We start from the raw sequence: 20,062 nt of genomic DNA, 5'->3' as shown, positions 1-20,062 counted from the left end.
CTGGAGGCATGACATTATGGCGAACACCATCACGGCAGATGAGATTCGGGAACAATTTTCGCAGGCAATGTCAGCAATGTACCAGCAGGAAGTCCCGCAATACGGCACGTTGCTGGAACTTGTCGCTGATGTGAATCTGGCGGTACTGGAAAATAATCCGACGCTGCATGAAAAACTGGCGAATGCGGATGAACTGGCCCGGCTAAACGTTGAGCGCCATGGCGCTATTCGAGTGGGTACCGCGCAGGAGCTTTCTACGCTGCGCCGAATGTTTGCCGTTATGGGCATGTATCCGGTGAGTTATTACGATCTCTCCCAGGCAGGCGTCCCCGTACATTCCACAGCCTTTCGTCCCATCGACGATGCCTCGCTATCGCGCAACCCGTTTCGGGTATTCACCTCGTTATTACGGCTCGAACTAATCGAAAACGCCGCGCTGCGGCAAAAAGCCGCTGAGATCCTTGCGAAACGCGATATTTTCACTCGCCGTTGTCACGAGCTGCTGGATGAATTTGATGCGCAGGGCAGTTTTACATCTGAACAGGCGCAAGAGTTTGTGCATGAAGCGCTGGAAACATTCCGCTGGCATCAGCACGCCACGGTCGATGAAGAGACCTATCACGCATTGCATAACGAACACCGGCTGATTGCTGATGTAGTGTGTTTCCCCGGTTGCCATATCAACCACCTGACGCCGCGTACGCTGGATATCGACCGGGTGCAGTCGATGATGCCGGAATGCGGCATTGAACCGAAAATACTGATTGAAGGGCCGCCACGCCGCGAGGTGCCCATTTTATTACGTCAGACGAGTTTCAAAGCGCTGGAAGAACCGGTGTTGTTTGCCGGTGAAATGCGCGGCACTCACACGGCACGTTTCGGTGAAATCGAACAGCGCGGTGTGGCCCTGACGCCGAAAGGCAGAGCGTTATACGACGAATTGCTGAATAAAGCGGGAACGGGGAAAGACAATCTGACGCACCAGTTACATCTTCAGGAGGTGTTCAAGGCGTTCCCGGACAGTGAGTTTCTGCTGCGCCAGCAGGGACTCGCCTGGTTTCGTTATCGACTGACGCCATCAGGCGAAGCGCATCGCCAGGCAATCCGTCCGGATGACGACCCGCAACCGCTCATTGAGCGAGGGTGGCTGGTTGCGCAACCCATCACCTACGAAGATTTTTTACCGGTGAGCGCCGCAGGGATTTTCCAGTCCAATCTGGGGAATGAAACGCAGGCTCGCAGCCACGGGAATTCCAGCCGCGACGCGTTTGAACAGGCGCTGGGTTGCGCGGTTTATGATGAGTTTACGCTGTATCAGGAGGCGCAAGAGCGAAGTAAACGTCGGTGTGGTTTACTTTAATGGAATTTACATGGGATTCGGTCTGTTCCCATCGACATAAAATATTTTCGATTTTGTACAGATAATCGGCGACCAACAATTGGATTATTAATGAATTTTGTCTAGAGTGAGCGGTCAGAAATGTGCACTCTCTTGCCGCTGATTTTGACCGGCGCGGGACCATTTACACGACCAGAAGGACTCACTTTCAGGCATGAATCGCAGACGATTTATTAAAGGTTCAATGGCAATGGCCGCCGTGTGCGGAACCAGTGGTATTGCATCACTCTTTTCCCGCGCCGCCTTTGCGGCAGAGTCTGACATTGCAGACGGAAAAACCGTACGTTTTGATTTTTCCGTTTTGCAATCGATGGCCCATGACTTAGCACAGAAACCCTGGGGCGGCGCACCGCGCGCGTTACCGGACACGCTGGCGAAACTGACGCCGCAGGCCTACAACAGCATTCAATATGACGCAGAGCAGTCTCTGTGGAACAACGTTGAAAATCGTCAGCTTGATGCGCAGTTCTTCCACGTGGGAATGGGTTTTCGTCGCCGTGTACGCATGTTCTCGGTTGATGGCAGTACGCATATGGCGCGTGAAATTCACTTCCGTCCGGAACTGTTTAAATATAACGATGCGGGCGTGGATACCAAACAGTTGGAAGGGCAGACTGACCTCGGATTCGCCGGGTTCCGTGTTTTTAAAGCGCCAGAACTGGCCCGCCGCGATGTCGTTTCTTTCCTGGGTGCCAGCTATTTCCGCGCCGTGGATGACACCTATCAGTACGGTTTATCGGCCCGCGGTCTGGCGGTAGATACCTATACCGACAGCAAAGAAGAATTTCCTGATTTCACCTCTTTCTGGTTCGAAACGGTTAAACCGGGCGCAACCTCCTTTACCGTGTATGCACTTCTCGACAGCCCAAGCGTAACTGGTGCATTCAAGTTCGTGATCCACTGCGAGAAAACGCAGGTGATTATGGATGTACAAAACCACATCTATGCGCGCAAAGACATCAAGCAGCTCGGCATTGCGCCGATGACCAGCATGTTCAGCTGCGGCAACAATGAGCGTCGGATGTGCGACACTATTCACCCGCAAATTCATGACTCCGATCGTCTGGCGATGTGGCGGGGCAATGGCGAGTGGATCTGCCGCCCGCTGAATAACCCGCAAAAGCTGCAGTTCAACGCCTATACCGATAACAACCCGAAAGGGTTTGGCTTGCTGCAACTCGATCGGGACTTCTCCCATTACCAGGACATCATGGGCTGGTATAACAAGCGTCCAAGCCTGTGGGTCGAACCGCGCAACCAGTGGGGCAAGGGGACCATCGGCCTGATGGAGATCCCGACGACCGGCGAAACGCTGGATAACGTTGTCTGCTTCTGGCAGCCTGAGAAGAAGATCAAAGCCGGCGATGAGCTGGAATTCAAATATCGCCTGTACTGGAGTGCTCAGCCGCCGGTGCGTTCACCGCTGGCTCGCGTGATGGCGACCCGGACAGGCATGGGCGGTTTTCCGGAAGGATGGGCGCCGGGCGAGCACTACCCGGAAAAATGGGCGCGCCGTTTTGCCGTTGATTTTGTTGGTGGCGATCTAAAAGCTGCTGCGCCGAAAGGCATTGAACCGGTGATTACGCTCTCAAGCGGTGAAGCGAAACAGATTGAGATCCTCTACGTGGAACCAATCGACGGTTATCGCATTCAGTTTGACTGGTATCCGACCTCTGACTCAACCGATCCGGTAGATATGCGTATGTTCCTGCGTTGTCAGGGTGACGCCATCAGCGAAACCTGGCTGTATCAGTACTTCCCACCAGCGCCGGATAAACGTCAGTACGTTGACGACCGCGAGATGCGTTAATCACTCTCTTTACGGCTCTCCTGATGGGGAGCCGTATCTGCATTCATCCTCATAACGATTCTGTACACTATTTACTCGATCCTGTTCGCATTTTTCTGTATGGCAAATGGGTACTCTGTGAGTGTGTATTTCTTATACACGTTCTTGTCCACTAACAGGGAGAAAGTATGTTTCCAGAATATAGAGACCTTATTTCCCGACTGAAATCCGAGAACCCTCGCTTTCTGTCCTTATTCGAAAAACACAACAGCCTTGATCATGAGATCTCCAGACTGGAAGGTTCGGATGGTCGGGGGTATAGCTTGGACATTGTTCGTCTTAAGAAACAGAAACTCCACCTGAAGGAAGATTTGCTCAAAATTTTGCAAAGAGAGAGTGTCAGTGAGAGCTAAGTAGAATGGCGCTTGCTGTGTAAAAGGGCTTCCAGCGAGAAAAGGAAGCCCTTCCTGTTTTAGGTGTTAATCGACCATCACGCGTTTGTTCGTCGCCCCCCAGAGGATCGACATTTCAGTGAACAGCGCGCCGCTAATTTCTTCGACTTCTTCTGCGCTAACCTGCGCATTTCCCTGTTTACCGAACAGTACCACTTCATCGCCAGATGCAACCTGCGGTAAATCGGTCACATCGACGATCACGGTATTCATGGATGTTTTACCCAGTACCGGAACCCGCTGGCCGCGGATCAGCACGTGTCCCGCGTTACTGAATACACGGCGATAACCATCGGCATAACCTGTCGGGATATTGGCCAGAACGGAATCACGTTTAAGGGTATAGGTTCTGTCATATCCGACGGTGTTTCCTTTGGGGTAATGGTTTACCGACGCGATGGCGGATTTAAATGTCATGACGCGTTTGTATTCGGTGCTGGCGATGGTATCGCCATAAAAAATACCGCCAACACGAACCATGTCGAGCCAGGATTCTGGAACGGTCAGGGTGGCGAACGTATTCGCAACATGCAGGGTGACATCTTCGCGCTTAAGCCCGGTAATTTTCAGTACCTGGGCCGATTGCGTGTTGAAACGGGCCAGATCGCGTCTAACCACCGCAGCATCTTCTTCCGGGAAATGCGACATGATGCCAACAATTTTCAGGCCGGGTAATGCGGAAATGGCGCGGGCTTCTTCCAGACCTGCAGCGGTACTGACTTCCAGACCGTTACGCGACATACCGCCAGAGTTCAGTGCCAGATGAATACGAATGATTTTACCTTTCTCCTGAGCAATGGCACTCAGACGCTTAGCCATATCCAGATTACCGATCAGCTCTTCGGTATCGAAGTCCGCTGCCTGGCGCATCTCTTTTTCCGTCGCGTTGCGAACGCGCATGAGCTGTGATGTATAGCCTGACTGGCGAACGGTTCTAATCTCCTCATTGCTGGCGATGCCAATACATTGCACGCCGTTTTGCATCATCACCGGTGTTACCAGTGAGAGATCGTGGCCATACGCGTCTCCTTTAAGAATGGCGCACATCCGGGTTTTATCTGCCAGCAGTTGCTGAACTTTATGAATGTTATATTCCAGTGCGCTACGGGAAATTTCCAGCGTGGTATTATCCACGACCTGTTGCTGATTGACTGCAAAGGGAACGGGGCCTGCTTGAGTGGAGGAAACGGGTTGGTGACAGGCGGTAATCAGTAAAAGCGGAATAAGTGCTAAACGACCCAAAGGTGCTGCCATGCTTGCTCCTTAGCAATAAAGTGAAAGTGTTATTGTCATCATTACGGTCTATCCATGAGGGGATACCCGGATCACCAGAGTAACGGGTTCCACGCCAGAGATTCTTTCTAAGTGATTGCTGTTACAGCATAAAAATAAGACCTCCCCGACTCTAAACAGAGTAATATCGGCTACTGCCAGTCAGAAATGCCCCGTTTACGATTGCAAAGGAGATAAACATGTCAGAAATAATTATCGTTAGTGACGCGCTGGAACTGCGTGCCGTCGAAGAACAACACGTCACCCCTCTGCATCAGTTGGTGCTTAAAAATAAAGTCTGGCTCCAGCAGTCGCTGAACTGGCCGCAGTTTGTGACTTCTGTGGAGGACACCCGCAAGAATGTGCAGGGCAATATGATGTTGCACCAGCGCGGCTACGCCAAAATGTTCCTTATTTTCGAACAAGAGGAGGTGGCTGGCGTTATCTCGTTTAACCAGATAGAACCGCTGAACAGAGCCGCTTATATTGGTTATTGGCTGGACGAAGATCACCAGGGCAAAGGTATTCTGTCTCAGGCGCTACAGGCATTGATTCAGCATTATGCGCAGCGCCAGGAGATTCGCCGCTTCGTGATTAAATGTCGTGTAGATAACGTCAAGAGCAACCAGGTGGCGTTGCGCAATGGCTTCCAACTGGAAGGATGCTTACGACAAGCGGAGTTCCTCAATGGCGATTACTATGATGTGAATCTCTATGCCCGCATCATTGATGACTCCTCAGAATAAACCGGCGATAGGGGTGCGCGTAATACGTTGTTCGCCGTTGATCACTTTTGGCCCGCGCAGATGGATCGCATCGCCATCAAAGGCTTCAACTTGGGCCTGACCGGTTATCTCAATATGATGCTCGATCAGCACTTCACCCAGAATACAGGCGTGGCCTTCAATCAGGATGTGCCCATCCAGCAGAATTGGGCCGCCGCGTAATTTTGCATGCCCACCGACCAGCACATGGTGCTTCAGCACACAATTACCTTCAACCTCCGCGTGTTCCGCCACCTGCGAGCTATAGCGCAGGGTAGGAATGGCGTCTTCATCAGTTCCGGCGATGACACGCGCATGTCCATAGACTTTAGCGCAATCGCAGATCCAGACATTATTCTCTTCGTTACCTTCTACCCGTGCAAAATCAAAAACTTCAGCCCGATGTTCTATAAAGGCATAGTTGATAATCGCATCACCATAGATCTGCACCTGATGCACCACGCGTGAATTGCTGACTATCGCTCGATCGTAAATTTGCAGGAGCTGGTCGTTTTCACGAGTAAGTCCTTTGGCGGCGATAATTTCAGAGTCACACACAATGCGCGCATCACCGCAGAGAAGGCACTCACCGCGAACAACTGAATCCTGAATGGTGACGTTGTCACGTATTTGCGCGTTTTGGCTGATTTCTGCTCGGTCAATCCAGGCGGCATCGCCAATCTGCGCGCCATCTCGGACCACGCTTGCCTGTGTAATACGGGCATTTCCGGATATCGTCGCGCCGGAAAACGCGAGCGCATTCTCATCGTAAATCCAGCAATCGCCACTTTGCGATAGCACGCTTTCATCATCAATCCAGCCACCGGGCGTACCGGCTTTGACATCATTAAAATCAATGAGCGCAATTATCTGGCGTAGTAATACGCTCTTTTTATTGCCATTATCCTGGTAATTAAAGGCGCGAGGTTCATCGCCCAGACGATATTTGGTCATAGCTCATTTCCATGTTGCGCACCTTAGTTAAACGTAGCAAAGTTTTCCGTACTGGCTAAATTCGTGGAAATTCCATAAAATGCATTTCAAATATACTTTAAAAAATAAACAAAATGAGTAAGAGCAAGCAAAGTGAGCGAGTCCTCAATCTTCCGGCCGGTTATTTTGGCATGGTACTGGGCATCATCGGGATGGGGTTCGCGTGGCGATATGCCAGCCAGGTATGGCCTGTAAGCCACTGGATTGGCGACGGTTTAGTGATCCTTGCGATGGTCATCTGGGGATTGTTGACGCTGGCCTTTATTAGTCGTTTACTGTGTTTTCCTCATAGCGTACTGGCGGAAATTCGTCATCCGGTGATGAGCAGTTTTGTCAGTCTGTTTCCGGCTACAACGATGCTGGTCGCGATTGGTTTTGTCCCGTGGTATCGACCGCTGGCGATTGTGTTGTTCAGCATCGGCGTGGTGATACAGCTGGCGTATGCGGCCTGGCAAACGGCTGGATTATGGCGTGGCGAGCACCCGGAAGAGGCCACCACACCGGGTCTGTATCTGCCAACCGTTGCCAATAACTTTATCAGCGCCATGGCCTGTGGTGCGCTTGGCTTCAACGATGCCGGATTGGTGTTTTTGGGCGCAGGGGTATTTTCCTGGCTCAGTCTCGAGCCGGTTATTCTGCAGCGTTTACGAAGCTGCGGCGAGCTGCCGACGGTTTTACGGACTTCACTTGGTATACAACTGGCGCCTGCGCTGGTCGCCTGTAGCGCGTGGCTTAGTGTGAACGGTGGCGAGGGAGATACGTTAGCCAAAATGCTGTTCGGCTATGGTCTGCTGCAACTTCTGTTTATGCTACGCCTGATGCCGTGGTATTTGTCACAGCCGTTTAATGCGTCTTTCTGGAGCTTCTCGTTCGGCGTGTCGGCACTGGCGACTACGGGGCTGCATTTAGGGCACGGCAGCGAGTCAGGTTTTTTTCATACGCTGGCGATCCCGCTGTTTATTTTTACCAATTTTATCATTGCGCTATTACTGATACGTACGTTTGCATTGCTGATGCAGGGAAAACTGCTTATTCGCACCGAACGTGCTGCATTACTGAAATCTGAGGATAAATAATGATCCGTTGTGACGAAAACTACTTTACTGAGAAATATGATTTGACCCGCACGCATTCCGATGTCGTCGACGCGGCAAAAATTGTTGCCCCGGGCAAAACGTTAGATCTGGGCTGCGGGAATGGCCGTAACAGTCTGTACCTGGCGGCCAACGGTTATGACGTTACTGCATGGGACAAGAATCCGATGAGCATCGCCAATCTGGAACGCATTAAAAACGCGGAAGGGCTGGCTAATCTGCACGCTGAGGTGGCGGATCTCAATGCGCTAAACTTTGACGGTGAATACGATTTTATTCTTTCTACCGTGGTGATGATGTTCCTGGACGCGAAAACCATCCCGGGCCTGATTGAAAATATGCAGCGCTGCACCAACCCAGGTGGGTATAACCTGATCGTCGCGGCAATGGATACCGATGATTTTCCGTGCACCGTTGGGTTCCCGTTTGCGTTTAAAACAGGGGAGTTACGCCGTTACTACACAGGTTGGGATCTGCTGAAATATAACGAAGACGTAGGTGAACTTCATCGTACGGATGAGCACGGCAACCGAATTAAACTACGCTTTGCAACAATGCTGGCGCGTAAAACGGTCTGACCTGCCCATTTGTGATAACTCTTTCTACGTTCAGCATTTTTTTCGTGCTGAATATTAAGAAAACGTTAAGATAGAATTGTGCGGGCCTTACCATTTTTAGTTCATCCAAAATGATTTCCTTTTGCTATTATTTCAGATGCATATCTGCAAATACTAAGGGATCGTTCCATGCGTGCTCAAACTTTATTTAAAGTTGCAGTGCTTACGGGTTTACTGGCGTTATCAGGCTGTGCTTCAAAAATTACGCAGCCTGATAAATATTCAGGTTTTTTAAAAGATTACTCCGGCCTGAAGGAAACAAAATCTGCAACCGGACAGCCGGTGCTGCGTTGGGTTGATCCCAACTTTAATGAGTCTAAATACGATAACATCGTTTATAACCCGATCACGTATTATCCGGTTCCTAAACCAACCACCCAGGTCGGTCAGCAGGTTCTTGATAAGCTGTTGAGCTATACCAATACCCAAATGAAAACTGCCCTGGCAAAACGTAAACCGCTGGTTACGACGCCAGGCTCGCGCAGTCTGATTTTCCGCGGGGCAATCACCGGTGTTGCTACCAGCAAAGAAGGGCTGCAGTTCTATGAAGTGGTCCCGGTTGCACTGCTCGTTGCGGGTACGCAAATGGCGACGGGGCACCGTACCATGGACACGCACCTCTTTTTCGAAGGTGAGTTGATTGATGCGGCAACCAATAAACCTGTCATTAAAGTTGTACGTCAGGGTGAAGGTAAAGACCTGAACAACGAAAGTACGCCGATGGCGTTCGAAACGTTGAAGAAAGTTGTTGATGACATGGCGACTGATGCTTCCATGTTTGACGTAAATAAAAAACAATAATAACGAAGAACGCACCATCCCTGGATGGTGCGTTTTTTTATGCCGCCCGGCGACGATATACGAGTTTACCCATCAGCGCTTCTGGTCGGGCAAACATCACCAGATTCCCCAGCAAAATCAATACTAATCCCACAATCGCATTAACCTGCCAGACATACCCTTCATACAACGTAGACAGCGTTAGCGCCACCAGTGGAAAAAGCAGTGTACTGTATGCCGCTTTACTGGGACCAATGCGTCCGACCAGCGTGAAATAGGCGCCGAAGGCGATTACCGAACCAAAAATAGCCAGATACAACAGCGCACTGAGATAACTGAAGGTCCACTGTGGCGTGAAGCTGTCGCCGCGCACCAACGCAATGGTAGCAATCAACACAGTGCCGTACAGCATCGCCCAACTGTTGGTGGTCATCACCTCGAGACCTTTTTTCTGATGACGCAGACTTATCATATTGCCCAGTGAGAAACCAAAAGTGCCGAGGGCGCTTAAACCAATCCCCAGCAGCAGCGAGTGATTCAACCCGCTGTTGACCAAATCCTGCCAGAACAAGGTGACGATACCTGTCAGCCCCAGCCCGGCGGCAACATAAAAGCGTCCTGGTGGTTTTTGACCAAAAAACAGGTAGCTATTAACCGCATTGAACAGGACCGCCATCGAGAAAATGACGGATTCGAGACCGGTATTGATCCACGCAGCGGCAGTGTAAAAACACCAGAAGTTAAAGCAAAAAACGCATCCACCTTGTAACAGACAAAACAGATGATCGCGTCCGGAAAGCTTACGCAATTTCCCGCTGATCAGCAGGATGGCTATCATCACGGTGCTGGCGATGGCAAAGCGCCAGAAGATGGAAACTGGCGCCGCAACCGGGCCTTGTTGCAGGTAAATCGCAATCCATGTCGTTCCCCAAATCACCACCACCAGGCAGTACAACAGTCCGTTCATACAACTCTCTCTTTTTGGTCTTCAGGCGCACACTGTGCCACGTCGGGTAGCAGGGGGCTTTCATCGGCTTGCGGTGGACTTGCAAAATCTTGCGCTTTTTTTAGTGTAAAGGTGAAAAGGAAGCTGTTAACGATATGTAGCTGATATAGACTGAAAGCCTGCTAACTTATTTTGAATGTGATGGTATGTCTCAGCCCTACGGTGCCTTTGAAAACTTACGCAAACACAATGCCGTGCTGCACGAGTCGGTTGCGTTACATTCGGGGATCCAACTGGCTGCCTGGTCAAACAAGCGCGACACCATTACCCAGTATTGCGATCACCACACGCTCAGTTTATACATCGCGGATGGCTACGAGAGTTATCACAAAACGGCGGAAGGCTGGAAGAATGGCGGCGGACCGGATCGTTTTTGCCTGATGCCAAAAGAGAGTGAGTCCAGTTGGGATATTCGTGACGATCTTTCCTTTGTTCATCTCTATTGTACCGATGCTCACCTGCGCGAAGTGGGTGAAAAAGTCTGGGACAAAAGCCCCTATAGCTTCACGCTGGACGAGCATACTTTTGGTAGTGACCCGGGGATCACGGCGGTTTACCGTCAGTTTTTGCTTGGTAACGACTGGCTGCAACCCGCTAATCACCTCACGCTTAGCGCGGCATCTTCACTACTGTTAACGCATCTGATCCAGCATTACAGCAACGTTCAATGGCGGCTTCCCGTTGTCACCGGAGGGCTTGCACCTGCCACCTTGCGTAACGTGCTGGCCTATATTGAAGCACATCTGGCGTATCCCATAACGTTGAGCGATCTGGCTGGTGAAGCAGCGCTAAGCGAATTCCATTTTGCCAGAATGTTTCGCCAGTCGATGAATATGGCGCCGCATCAGTACGTCATGCAACGCCGTATGGCACTGGCGCAGCAACTGGTCTGTTATTCATCACGCAGCCTGTCGGATATTGCAATGGCCTGCGGATTTAGCTCGGCGAGTCATTTCAGTAACCGGTTTAAACAAGTGACAGGTAAAACACCAACGCAGCTACGCGCGGCGAAATAACGTCAACACTGCGTAGCAAATACCGCCGACAACCAGCCCCCAGAATGCAGACCCAATGCCAAATACCGTCAGACCACTGGCCGTAACCAGAAAAGTTACGATGGCCGCATCGCGTTCAGCTTCATTATGTAAGGCTTGATATAAACTACCGCTAATCGTGCCGAGTAATGCAAGACCAGCAAGCATCTGGATCCAGCTTACGGGCAGGGCTGCCATCAGTCCTGTAACCGAACCGCCAAACACCCCAGCCAGAAGATAGAAGACGCCTGCTGCCGCTGCGGCGAGCCAGCGCCGATTTGCATCCGGATGCGCTTCAGGACTTTGGCAAATTGCGGCGGTTATGGCGGCGATGCAGATGGAATAGACGCCAAAAGGTGAAAATAGCAGCGCCAGTAGACCCGTAAAAACAATCAGAGGGGAAACGGGTAACGAATATCCTGATGCTTTCATGGTCGCAATACCGGGGGCATTTTGCGAAGCCATAGTGACCAGAAATAACGGTAGTGCAATGCTGATACTGTGGGCTAATGAAAAGTGCGGGGTAATAAACGCTGGGATAACCGGTGACAGATTAACATCATTAGTGACAATGTCACCTTTCATCAAGGCGATGGCAATACCCACTAACATCGCAGCGATAACGGCATATCTTGGGGCAATAACTTTTAGCACCAACCATGCCACCAGCATACTACCGCACAAAATAAGCTCACTGTTCAGGCTATTAAATGCCTGCAAACCAAAACGCAGTAAGATCCCAGCCAACATGGCTGATGCCAGCGAGTGGGGAATGATTTTCATCAGGCGGGCAAACAGTCCGGTTACGCCGCACAGCACAATCAGCGCGTTAGCCACGATAAAAACGCCGATGGCATCCTGAATAGATACCCCGTGCAGGCCCGTCACCAGCAGCGCGGCACCGGGCGTTGACCATGCGGTAAGTACAGGAGCGCGATACCACAATGTCAGCACCAGCGTACTGACCCCCATTGCTAACCCCAGTGCGGTCATCCACCCTGCAATTTGCCCGGTAGTCGCACCTGCGGCGAGTGCCGCTTGCCAGATAATGGCCGCCGAACTGGCATAGCCAACCAGGACCGCCACAAAACCCGATAATACAGTGGGCAGGGGGATGGAGAATGCACGCATATTCACTCCGTGTGCGTTATAACGGTCAATCACTGTAGCACTGTGCGTTATAGCGTACAAGTGCTAAACTGTAGCCCCGAGTAAGGAGAGCGACGAAGGAGAAAATGGACAACTTAACCCACTATCTGGCCACAACGCTCAGGACATTACGTCACCAGCGGGAATGGAGTCTTTCGCGTCTGGCGGAGGAAACTGGCGTCTCAAAAGCGATGCTGGGGCAGATTGAACGTAATGAATCCAGTCCAACGGTGGCGACGTTGTGGAAAATTGCCACTGGGCTGAACGTCCCGTTTTCAACGTTTATTTCACCACCAGAGTCAGACGGCACGCTAACATTCGATCCCCAGCAGCAGGCAATGGTCGTCACGCCGTTGTTCCCGTGGGATCCTCAACTGTGCTTCGATCATTTTTCGATACTATTGGCGCCCGGCGCGCTCAGTGAATCTACTCCGCATGAGACCGGCGTAATAGAGCACGTGGTGGTGATTAATGGTCTGCTGGATATGTGTATTGAGGGGCAGTGGCGCACCCTTAAATCTGGTGAGGGTGTCCGTTTCGCCGGAGATATGGCACACAGTTACCGTAACAGCAGCGAACAAACGGTGCACTTTCATTCGCTGATCCATTACCCGCGCAGTTAATCGGGAAAACTATTCCGAAAAGCTGCGCTTGTGACTACAATAGCCGCCATTTTTACCGCTTGTGGATGGTAACAACTGTATGCGCCAGCAGCTTCATCACCTTGAATTGTTAAGCCCGGCTCGGGATACCGCCATTGCGCGCGAAGCCATTTTGCACGGCGCAGACGCCGTTTACATTGGTGGACCGGGTTTTGGCGCGCGCCATAACGCCAGTAATAGCCTGAAAGATATCGCCGAACTGGTGCCTTTCGCCCATCGCTATGGGGCGAAAATCTTTGTGACGCTAAATACTATCTTGCACGATGATGAACTGGAACCCGCGCAGCGGTTAATTACCGATTTGTATCAGACCGGTGTTGATGCTCTGATCGTACAGGATATGGGGATTCTGGAACTGGATATTCCCCCGATTGAACTGCATGCCAGCACCCAATGTGATATTCGCAGCGTTGAGAAGGCGAAATTTCTTGCTGATGTCGGATTCACCCAGATTGTCCTTGCGCGCGAACTGAGCCTTGAGCAAATTAACGCCATCCATCAGGCTACCGATGCGACCATTGAGTTTTTCATTCACGGCGCGCTGTGCGTTGCCTATTCAGGTCAGTGTTATATTTCACATGCGCAAACCGGACGCAGTGCTAACCGTGGCGACTGTTCCCAGGCTTGCCGTCTGCCGTATACCCTGAAAGACGATCAGGGACGCGTGGTGTCCTATGAAAAACACCTGCTGTCGATGAAAGACAACGATCAGACCGCCAACCTCGGCGCATTGATTGACGCAGGTGTGCGTTCCTTCAAAATTGAAGGGCGCTATAAGGACATGAGTTATGTCAAGAATATTACCGCGCATTATCGCCAGATGCTCGATGCCATCATTGAAGAGCGCGGCGACCTGGCCCGTTCATCAGTGGGACGTACCGAACATTTCTTTACCCCATCCACGGAGAAAACCTTCCATCGTGGCAGCACCGATTATTTTGTGAATGCCCGTAAAGGGGATATCGGCGCATTCGACTCACCAAAGTTTATCGGTTTGCCGGTCGGCGAAGTCCTGAAGGTGGCGAAAGATCATCTCGATGTTGAGGTGACAGAACCGCTGGCTAACGGGGATGGCCTGAACGTGTTAATCAAACGTGAGGTTGTTGGATTCCGCGCCAACACCGTGGAAAAAACGGGGAACAATCGTTATCGGGTATGGCCGAATGAAATGCCTGCCGATCTGCACAAAGTGCGTCCGCATCATCCGCTGAATCGCAACCTCGATCATAACTGGCAGCAAGCGTTAACCAAAACCTCCAGCGAACGCCGTGTTGCGATCGATATTGAGCTCGGCGGCTGGCAGGAGCAGTTGATTCTGACGCTCACCAGTGAAGAGGGCGTGAGCATTACCCATACGCTGGATGGCCAGTTTGAGGAAGCGAACAATGCGGAAAAAGCGTTGAGTAACCTACAGGACGGACTGGCAAAACTTGGGCAGACGATGTACTACGCCCGCAATATTCAGGTGAATCTGCCGGGCGCGCTGTTCGTGCCAAACGGTCAACTAAATCAGTTACGACGTGAAGCCGTTGATATGCTGGATGCAGCGCGCCTGCAAAGCTATAAGCGCGGTAGCCGCAAACCAGTATCCCAGCCTGCGCCGGTTTATCCGCAAACGCACTTGAGTTTCCTGGCTAACGTCTACAACCAAAAAGCGCGTGAGTTTTATCACCGTTATGGCGTTCAGTTGATTGATGCAGCCTATGAAGCGCATGAAGAAAAGGGCGAAGTACCGGTGATGATCACCAAACATTGCCTGCGTTTCGCCTTTAACCTCTGTCCGAAACAGGCGAAAGGGAACATCAAGAGCTGGAAAGCGACACCGATGCAACTGGTTAACGGCGATGAAGTCCTGACGCTGAAATTTGATTGCCGACCGTGCGAAATGCTCGTGATCGGCAAGATGAAACATCACATTCTGAAGATGCCGTTGCCGGGTAGCGTCGTGGCTTCGGTCAGTCCGGAAGAACTGATGAAGACACTGCCGAAGCGTAAGGTTAATCGTTAGCTCAGATGCGTATCGGGTTTGCGTGATTTTTGCCAGTGATGGTGTTCACGAAGATCGGCGGCGGATTCTTCCGCCGTCACTCGCAGCTCATCGCTGTCGGCCGTGTGTCGTAGTAAATGATCGGCATCCTGCACCTGAAGATATTCATGTCCCTGATTAGTAGCGAAAAGTTGACCGGAAAAAAGCGCGCTGGCCAGCAATAACACTGTTAACCCTTTCTTAAACATCATGCACCCTCTGGTACGTTAGCTGCGGAATTGGCGATAATTTCGCCTGGTGACTATTCAATATTTTAATCGGGATAATGACAATCTCTGTTTTGTCATTTCGATGTTTTTTACATTTTTGTTTAGTCGATGTTGGGATTTGTAACACCCGGGCAGTGCAGCGCTGCCCGGGTGTTATCAGGGAGAGATTCAGGACTTAAATCCGGCGGCCGTCATCAGGAGACGAAAGAACATGCCAACAGCGGCGAGGGCCAGCACGCTGCCGCCCCAGAGGATCACCAGCCACATCAGGCGTTTCCAGATTGTTTGTTGCATCAATGATACCCCTCACCATGTTGAACTTTGCCGCGGAAAACGTAGTAGCTCCAGAAGGTGTACACCAGGATTATCGGGATAATCAGCAGTGCGCCAACCAACATAAAGCCCTGACTTTGCGCCGGAGCCGCCGCTTGCCAGAGCGTAATGGACGGCGGAATGATGTGTGGCCAGATACTGATCCCCAGCCCGCTAAACCCGAGGAAAATCAGCCCCAGTGTCAATACAAAAGGCAGCGTATGGCAGTTATGTTGCCCCAGCGAACGCCACAGCCAGATGCTGATAAGCGCAACCAGCAGCGGAACCGGCATCAGGAACCATAGGTTGGGCAGACTAAACCAACGCTCGGCAATCGCGCTATGCGCCAGTGGTGTCCACAGGCTGATAATGGCAATCACAATCAACATTGCCAGCAGCAGTTTTTTGGCCACGCGACGCATTTTATCCTGCAACGGATTTTCACTTTTCATCACCAGCCATGTCGCCCCCAGCAGGGCATAGGCTACAACCAGACCAACGCCGCAGAACAACGTGAACGGAGTCAACCAGTCGAAAGGACCGCCGCTGTAGCTGCGTCCGGTAACGGAAAATCCGTTGAGTACGGCACCCACCACCACGCCCTGGGTGAATGTCGCCAGAATTGAACCGCTGAGAAAGGCTTTATCCCAGAATGGTCGATGCGCCGGTGTGGCCTTGAAGCGAAACTCAAACGCGACGCCGCGAAAAATCAGGCCGATTAGCATCAGGGTCAATGGGATCGTCAGCGCATCGACAATCACCGCATAGGCCAGCGGGAACGCGCCAAATAACCCGGCCCCGCCCAGCACCAGCCAGGTTTCATTCCCATCCCATACGGGAGCGACGCTGTTAACCATCACATCGCGGTCATCAGCGTCCTGAATCGCGGGGAATAAAATGCCAATCCCGAGATCAAAACCGTCCATCACGATATACATCAGCGTGGCGAATACGATAATCACAAACCAGATAACTGATAAATCGATACCCATTAGCGATGAGCCTCCGGTTGAGAATCAAGGACGGCAGCCGAAAGCGGCCGGGCAGGCGTGCCGGTTGGCGGAATTGTTGAGTCATCTTCATGTGGCCCCTTGCGGATCAGGCGTATCATGTAGCTGTAACCCACACCAAACACTGAGCTGTACACCACAAAGAAGGACAGCAGGCTGATGCTCATATGTAAATCACCATGTGCGGAAACCGCATCCGCCGTACGTTGCAGACCGTAAACCACCCACGGTTGACGGCCAACTTCAGTGGTCACCCAACCGGCAAGGATGGCAATCAGACCTGAAGGGCCCATCCACAAGGCAAAGCGCAGGAAAGGGCGCGAGGTGTATAAACGCTGCTTATAGCGCAGCCACAGGGCAAAAGCGCCCAGCAGGATCATCAGCATGCCTAGCCCGGCCATTATGCGAAACGACCAGAACACCATAGTTGAGTTAGGCCTGTCTTCTTTAGGAAACTCTTTTAGTGCCGGGACCTGTTTGTCCAGGCTATGGGTCAGGATCAGACTGCCCAGGGCAGGAATTTCCAGCCCATAGCGGGTGCGTTCCTGCTCCATATCCGGCCAGCCGAAGAGTAGTAGCGGGGTTGGTTCGCCGGGCGGATTTTCCCAGTGCCCTTCAATCGCAGCAATTTTTGCCGGCTGATGCTTCAGCGTATTCAAACCGTGCATATCGCCAATCAAAGCCTGCAGCGGGGCGACGATTAACGTCATCCATAGCGCCATTGAGAACATGGCGCGAATAGCCGGGGTGTTATTCCCGCGCAATAAATGCCATGCACCTGACGCTGCAACAAACAACGCGCTGCTGAGGAAAGCGGCAACGGACATATGCAGTAAACGATAAGGGAATGAAGGATTGAAAATAACGGCGAACCAGTCAACGGGAACGACCTGGCCGTTAACTATTTCATAGCCTTGCGGTGTCTGCATCCAGCTGTTAGAGGCGAGGATCCAGAAGGTTGAAATAATGGTACCCAGTGCGACCATGCAAGTGGCAAAGAAGTGAAGCCCTGGGCCAACCCGGTTCCAGCCAAACAGCATTACCCCAAGGAAGCCCGCTTCGAGGAAGAAGGCGGTGAGCACTTCATAGGTCAGAAGCGGCCCGGTGATGCTACCGGCGAACTCGGAAAAACCACTCCAGTTGGTACCGAACTGATAAGCCATCACCAGCCCGGAAACTACACCCATACCAAAGTTTACGGCGAATATTTTCGACCAGAAATGGTATAGCGAACGCCAGGTGGGATTTTTCGTCTTTAGCCATAACCCCTCAAGTACTGCCAGATAACTGGCGAGGCCGATGGTAATGGCCGGAAAGATGATGTGAAAGGATACCGTAAACGCGAACTGGATCCTCGCCAGGTGAAACGCGTCAAGACCGAACATGCTTAACTCCGCAGGCAAAATTGATTTGGCGCAATTCTAAGCCTGAGAAGCAATGCGGGGCAGAAACAGAACAGTTCTTTTTAACCATAACAGTTGCAGTGCTGTTATAGGTTGTACACGCTGATATGAAATCTGGAAGCTGGATTCCTGTTATTAGATAGCGTCCTCCCCACGTTAGTGATTTTGCGATATTAATAGCAAGGTAATTAAAAGGTAATCATAAATGTTTACTTTGTGTGTATAAAGGTTCTTCTGCTGAATGCCTTCCTTGAATCAAAAATCACCCAGCAGGAGCTGGCGAACAGGATCGGCAGACCTAAGCAGGAGATCACCCGTTTATTTGATTTAAAGCACACGACAAAAATTGATGCCGTGCAGATTGCTGCGCGCGCCTTAGGCAAAGAGCTGGCGTTAACGATGTTGTAAAACTGTTAACTATAACAGTTATAAAAAACACCCTGATTATGTAAACTGATATACACAGTGATTGTCACCGACACCGGTAATCAGGATCAAAAATGAAAAAGTACCAGCGACTGGCAGAGCAAATTCGCGATCAAATTGCGTCTGGCGTATGGCAGCCAGGCGATCGCTTGCCTTCCTTGCGTGAGCAAGTGGTCAGCAGCGGAATGAGTTTTATGACCGTCGGACACGCATACCAGTTGCTGGAAAGCCAGGGGCGGATTATCGCCCGGCCGCAGTCTGGTTATTATGTCGCCGCGCGCCCCGAACGTGAACTGGCAGCGCCGCAGGTACAGGTCATGCGCGACGAAGCGGTGGATATCAATACCTATATTTTTGATATGTTGCAGGCCAGCCGGGATGCGTCAGTGATGCCCTTTGCCTCAGCATTCCCCGACCCGCGTCTGTTTCCACTTCAACAGTTGAACCGCTCGTTGGCGCAGGTGAGTAAAACCGCCACCGCCATGAGTGTGATTGAAAACCTGCCGCCGGGGAATGCTGAGTTGCGTCATGCCATTGCCCGTCGCTATGCTCAACAGGGGATGACCATTTCACCGGACGAAATCGTCATCACCACCGGCGCGCTGGAAGCCCTCAACCTGAGCCTGCAAGCTGTCACTGAACCGGGTGACTGGGTGATTGTCGAAAACCCCTGTTTTTACGGAGCGTTGCAGGCCCTGGAGCGATTACGTCTGAAGGCGCTGTCGGTAGCCACCGACGTTAACGAGGGGATCGATCTTGCCGCGTTGGAGCAGGCGTTGCAGGAGTACCCGGTAAAAGCCTGCTGGCTAATGACCAACAGCCAAAATCCGCTGGGTTTTACGCTCAGCGCAGAGAAAAAGGCGCGTCTGGTTGCCTTGTTGGAAAAATACCACGTAATGCTGATTGAAGATGATGTTTACAGCGAGCTGTACTTTGGCCGCGAAAAACCGCTACCTGCCAAAGCCTGGGATCGCGCCGACAGCGTTCTGCATTGTTCGTCTTTCTCGAAGTGTCTGGTGCCAGGATTTCGTATTGGCTGGGTGGCAGCAGGGAAACATGCCCGGCGTATTCAGCGACTCCAGCTAATGAGTACTTTATCTACCAGTTCGCCCATGCAGCTTGCACTTGTTGATTATCTTTCAACCCGGCGCTATGACGCGCATTTGCGACGCTTGCGTCGGCAACTGGCGGAACGTAAACAACAGGCCTGGCAAACGCTGCTGCGTCATCTTCCGGCGGAAGTCAAAATTCACCACAACGACAGTGGTTATTTTCTGTGGCTGGAGCTGCCGGAACCGCTTGATGCTGGTGTGCTCAGTACCCATGCGCTGGCACACCACATCAGCATTGCGCCGGGTAAAATGTTTTCGACCTCGGGAAGCTGGACACGTTTTTTTCGTTTTAATACTGCATGGCACTGGGGAGAGCGAGAAGAGCAGGCCGTAAAACAGCTTGGCAAATTAATTCGTGAAATGATGAAATAAACCATAACGCGCTATTCAATATAAATGAATAGCGCATTCTTATTTTCGAAATAGTGAATGCTGAACCACGGTATTATTTATATCGGGTGCGGCCATACAAAATATCAATAGTTAATACTATTGCCACCTCTGCGTCTAACTCCTTGTCTATACTCCAGAA

General features: G+C 51.5%; 19 protein-coding genes and 1 pseudogene. 12 read left to right on the top strand and 8 right to left on the bottom strand.

Annotated features, from left to right (window positions below):
- Window positions 1–16: 16 nt before the first annotated feature.
- The 3 genes from WN16_RS15885 to WN16_RS15875 all read left to right on the top strand — a co-directional run bounded on the left by WN16_RS15885 (window position 17) and on the right by WN16_RS15875 (window position 3,601).
- On the top strand, window positions 17–1,360 hold the full coding sequence (locus WN16_RS15885) for a VOC family protein (protein WP_044702360.1): 1,344 nt from the start codon (window positions 17–19) through the stop codon (window positions 1,358–1,360).
- Window positions 1,361–1,553: 193 nt separating this feature from the next.
- Complete coding sequence (locus tag WN16_RS15880) at window positions 1,554–3,209, top strand: glucan biosynthesis protein (RefSeq protein ID WP_003836107.1); 1,656 nt, start codon at window positions 1,554–1,556, stop codon at window positions 3,207–3,209.
- Window positions 3,210–3,376: 167 nt separating this feature from the next.
- Window positions 3,377–3,601 carry a YdcH family protein gene (locus WN16_RS15875; RefSeq protein WP_003020276.1) on the top strand — a complete coding sequence of 75 codons (225 nt, stop codon included), beginning with the start codon at window positions 3,377–3,379 and terminating at the stop codon, window positions 3,599–3,601.
- A 66-nt stretch (window positions 3,602–3,667) separates the two neighbouring features.
- On the opposite strand, the gene alr is transcribed toward WN16_RS15875, so the two are convergent.
- Window positions 3,668–4,894: an alanine racemase gene (gene alr / locus WN16_RS15870; protein WP_003020268.1), complete on the bottom strand. Its 1,227-nt coding sequence runs from the start codon at window positions 4,892–4,894 to the stop codon at window positions 3,668–3,670.
- Between the two features lie 218 nt (window positions 4,895–5,112).
- Between alr and rimL the strand changes: the two genes are divergently transcribed.
- Window positions 5,113–5,658 carry a 50S ribosomal protein L7/L12-serine acetyltransferase gene (rimL, locus tag WN16_RS15865; RefSeq protein ID WP_044702358.1) on the top strand — a complete coding sequence of 182 codons (546 nt, stop codon included), beginning with the start codon at window positions 5,113–5,115 and terminating at the stop codon, window positions 5,656–5,658.
- Here the strand turns inward: rimL and ydcK are convergent.
- Window positions 5,650–6,630 (bottom strand): YdcK family protein, encoded by a 981-nt coding sequence (gene ydcK, locus WN16_RS15860; protein WP_044702357.1) that lies wholly within the window; start codon window positions 6,628–6,630, stop codon window positions 5,650–5,652. The two genes, rimL and ydcK, sit on opposite strands and share 9 nt — an antisense overlap.
- 113 nt (window positions 6,631–6,743) lie before the next feature.
- Between ydcK and tehA the strand changes: the two genes are divergently transcribed.
- The 3 genes from tehA (at window position 6,744) to WN16_RS15845 (ending at window position 9,181) form a co-directional block, all read left to right on the top strand.
- Window positions 6,744–7,745 (top strand): dicarboxylate transporter/tellurite-resistance protein TehA, encoded by a 1,002-nt coding sequence (gene tehA, locus WN16_RS15855; protein ID WP_044702354.1) that lies wholly within the window; start codon window positions 6,744–6,746, stop codon window positions 7,743–7,745.
- Entirely contained in the window at window positions 7,745–8,341 is a 597-nt protein-coding gene (gene tehB / locus WN16_RS15850; protein ID WP_044702353.1) for a tellurite resistance methyltransferase TehB, read from the top strand. The genes tehA and tehB overlap by 1 nt, the downstream gene beginning before the upstream one ends.
- A 168-nt stretch (window positions 8,342–8,509) precedes the next feature.
- Window positions 8,510–9,181, top strand: a complete 672-nt coding sequence (locus WN16_RS15845; protein WP_003020253.1) for a DUF3313 domain-containing protein — start codon at window positions 8,510–8,512, stop codon at window positions 9,179–9,181.
- 37 nt (window positions 9,182–9,218) lie between these two features.
- Here the strand turns inward: WN16_RS15845 and WN16_RS15840 are convergent, their stop codons facing one another.
- Window positions 9,219–10,127, bottom strand: coding sequence for a DMT family transporter (locus WN16_RS15840; protein ID WP_003836122.1), 909 nt, complete (start codon window positions 10,125–10,127; stop codon window positions 9,219–9,221).
- Between the two features lie 185 nt (window positions 10,128–10,312).
- On the opposite strand from WN16_RS15840, the gene WN16_RS15835 reads away from it, so the two are divergent.
- Window positions 10,313–11,182 (top strand): helix-turn-helix domain-containing protein, encoded by an 870-nt coding sequence (locus WN16_RS15835; protein ID WP_044702351.1) that lies wholly within the window; start codon window positions 10,313–10,315, stop codon window positions 11,180–11,182.
- Here the strand turns inward: WN16_RS15835 and WN16_RS15830 are convergent.
- Window positions 11,165–12,331 (bottom strand): benzoate/H(+) symporter BenE family transporter, encoded by a 1,167-nt coding sequence (locus tag WN16_RS15830; RefSeq protein WP_003020244.1) that lies wholly within the window; start codon window positions 12,329–12,331, stop codon window positions 11,165–11,167. The two genes, WN16_RS15835 and WN16_RS15830, sit on opposite strands and share 18 nt — an antisense overlap.
- 104 nt (window positions 12,332–12,435) lie before the next feature.
- Between WN16_RS15830 and WN16_RS15825 the strand changes: the two genes are divergently transcribed.
- Together WN16_RS15825 and rlhA are read left to right on the top strand one after the other, a co-directional pair.
- Window positions 12,436–12,972, top strand: coding sequence for an XRE family transcriptional regulator (locus WN16_RS15825; RefSeq protein WP_003836127.1), 537 nt, complete (start codon window positions 12,436–12,438; stop codon window positions 12,970–12,972).
- Between the two features lie 79 nt (window positions 12,973–13,051).
- Window positions 13,052–15,019 carry a 23S rRNA 5-hydroxycytidine C2501 synthase gene (rlhA, locus tag WN16_RS15820; protein WP_044702349.1) on the top strand — a complete coding sequence of 656 codons (1,968 nt, stop codon included), beginning with the start codon at window positions 13,052–13,054 and terminating at the stop codon, window positions 15,017–15,019.
- On the opposite strand, the gene WN16_RS15815 is transcribed toward rlhA, so the two are convergent.
- The 4 genes from WN16_RS15815 to WN16_RS15800 form a co-directional block, all read right to left on the bottom strand.
- Window positions 15,016–15,246 carry a DUF2554 family protein gene (locus WN16_RS15815; RefSeq protein ID WP_003020233.1) on the bottom strand — a complete coding sequence of 77 codons (231 nt, stop codon included), beginning with the start codon at window positions 15,244–15,246 and terminating at the stop codon, window positions 15,016–15,018. The two genes, rlhA and WN16_RS15815, sit on opposite strands and share 4 nt — an antisense overlap.
- 189 nt (window positions 15,247–15,435) lie before the next feature.
- Entirely contained in the window at window positions 15,436–15,561 is a 126-nt protein-coding gene (locus tag WN16_RS15810; protein ID WP_003020230.1) for a DUF2474 domain-containing protein, read from the bottom strand.
- On the bottom strand, window positions 15,561–16,571 hold the full coding sequence (gene cydB, locus WN16_RS15805; RefSeq protein ID WP_003020227.1) for a cytochrome d ubiquinol oxidase subunit II: 1,011 nt from the start codon (window positions 16,569–16,571) through the stop codon (window positions 15,561–15,563). The genes WN16_RS15810 and cydB overlap by 1 nt, the downstream gene beginning before the upstream one ends.
- Window positions 16,571–17,974 carry a cytochrome ubiquinol oxidase subunit I gene (locus tag WN16_RS15800; RefSeq protein ID WP_003843730.1) on the bottom strand — a complete coding sequence of 468 codons (1,404 nt, stop codon included), beginning with the start codon at window positions 17,972–17,974 and terminating at the stop codon, window positions 16,571–16,573. Before WN16_RS15800 ends, cydB begins: the two co-directional genes overlap by 1 nt.
- Before the next feature lie 243 nt (window positions 17,975–18,217).
- On the opposite strand from WN16_RS15800, the pseudogene WN16_RS15795 reads away from it, so the two are divergent.
- Window positions 18,218–18,400, top strand: a pseudogene (locus tag WN16_RS15795) (type II toxin-antitoxin system HicB family antitoxin); the annotation flags it as partial.
- A 92-nt stretch (window positions 18,401–18,492) separates the two neighbouring features.
- Complete coding sequence (locus WN16_RS15790; protein ID WP_044702348.1) at window positions 18,493–19,902, top strand: PLP-dependent aminotransferase family protein; 1,410 nt, start codon at window positions 18,493–18,495, stop codon at window positions 19,900–19,902.
- The last annotated feature ends 160 nt before the right edge of the window (window positions 19,903–20,062 follow it).

Source organism: Citrobacter sp. ABFQG (genome assembly GCF_004322975.1).
GTDB lineage: Bacteria > Pseudomonadota > Gammaproteobacteria > Enterobacterales > Enterobacteriaceae > Citrobacter > Citrobacter freundii.
This window is presented reverse-complemented; position numbering and strand designations above follow the sequence as displayed.

Coding starts and splice junctions, on each gene's coding strand:
- WN16_RS15885 (WP_044702360.1), top strand. CDS start 17: ATGGCGAACACCATCACGGCAGATGAGATTCGGGAACAATTTTCGCAG.
- WN16_RS15880 (WP_003836107.1), top strand. CDS start 1,554: ATGAATCGCAGACGATTTATTAAAGGTTCAATGGCAATGGCCGCCGTG.
- WN16_RS15875 (WP_003020276.1), top strand. CDS start 3,377: ATGTTTCCAGAATATAGAGACCTTATTTCCCGACTGAAATCCGAGAAC.
- alr (WP_003020268.1), bottom strand. CDS start 4,894: ATGGCAGCACCTTTGGGTCGTTTAGCACTTATTCCGCTTTTACTGATT.
- rimL (WP_044702358.1), top strand. CDS start 5,113: ATGTCAGAAATAATTATCGTTAGTGACGCGCTGGAACTGCGTGCCGTC.
- ydcK (WP_044702357.1), bottom strand. CDS start 6,630: ATGACCAAATATCGTCTGGGCGATGAACCTCGCGCCTTTAATTACCAG.
- tehA (WP_044702354.1), top strand. CDS start 6,744: ATGAGTAAGAGCAAGCAAAGTGAGCGAGTCCTCAATCTTCCGGCCGGT.
- tehB (WP_044702353.1), top strand. CDS start 7,745: ATGATCCGTTGTGACGAAAACTACTTTACTGAGAAATATGATTTGACC.
- WN16_RS15845 (WP_003020253.1), top strand. CDS start 8,510: ATGCGTGCTCAAACTTTATTTAAAGTTGCAGTGCTTACGGGTTTACTG.
- WN16_RS15840 (WP_003836122.1), bottom strand. CDS start 10,127: ATGAACGGACTGTTGTACTGCCTGGTGGTGGTGATTTGGGGAACGACA.
- WN16_RS15835 (WP_044702351.1), top strand. CDS start 10,313: ATGTCTCAGCCCTACGGTGCCTTTGAAAACTTACGCAAACACAATGCC.
- WN16_RS15830 (WP_003020244.1), bottom strand. CDS start 12,331: ATGCGTGCATTCTCCATCCCCCTGCCCACTGTATTATCGGGTTTTGTG.
- WN16_RS15825 (WP_003836127.1), top strand. CDS start 12,436: ATGGACAACTTAACCCACTATCTGGCCACAACGCTCAGGACATTACGT.
- rlhA (WP_044702349.1), top strand. CDS start 13,052: ATGCGCCAGCAGCTTCATCACCTTGAATTGTTAAGCCCGGCTCGGGAT.
- WN16_RS15815 (WP_003020233.1), bottom strand. CDS start 15,246: ATGTTTAAGAAAGGGTTAACAGTGTTATTGCTGGCCAGCGCGCTTTTT.
- WN16_RS15810 (WP_003020230.1), bottom strand. CDS start 15,561: ATGCAACAAACAATCTGGAAACGCCTGATGTGGCTGGTGATCCTCTGG.
- cydB (WP_003020227.1), bottom strand. CDS start 16,571: ATGGGTATCGATTTATCAGTTATCTGGTTTGTGATTATCGTATTCGCC.
- WN16_RS15800 (WP_003843730.1), bottom strand. CDS start 17,974: ATGTTCGGTCTTGACGCGTTTCACCTGGCGAGGATCCAGTTCGCGTTT.
- WN16_RS15790 (WP_044702348.1), top strand. CDS start 18,493: ATGAAAAAGTACCAGCGACTGGCAGAGCAAATTCGCGATCAAATTGCG.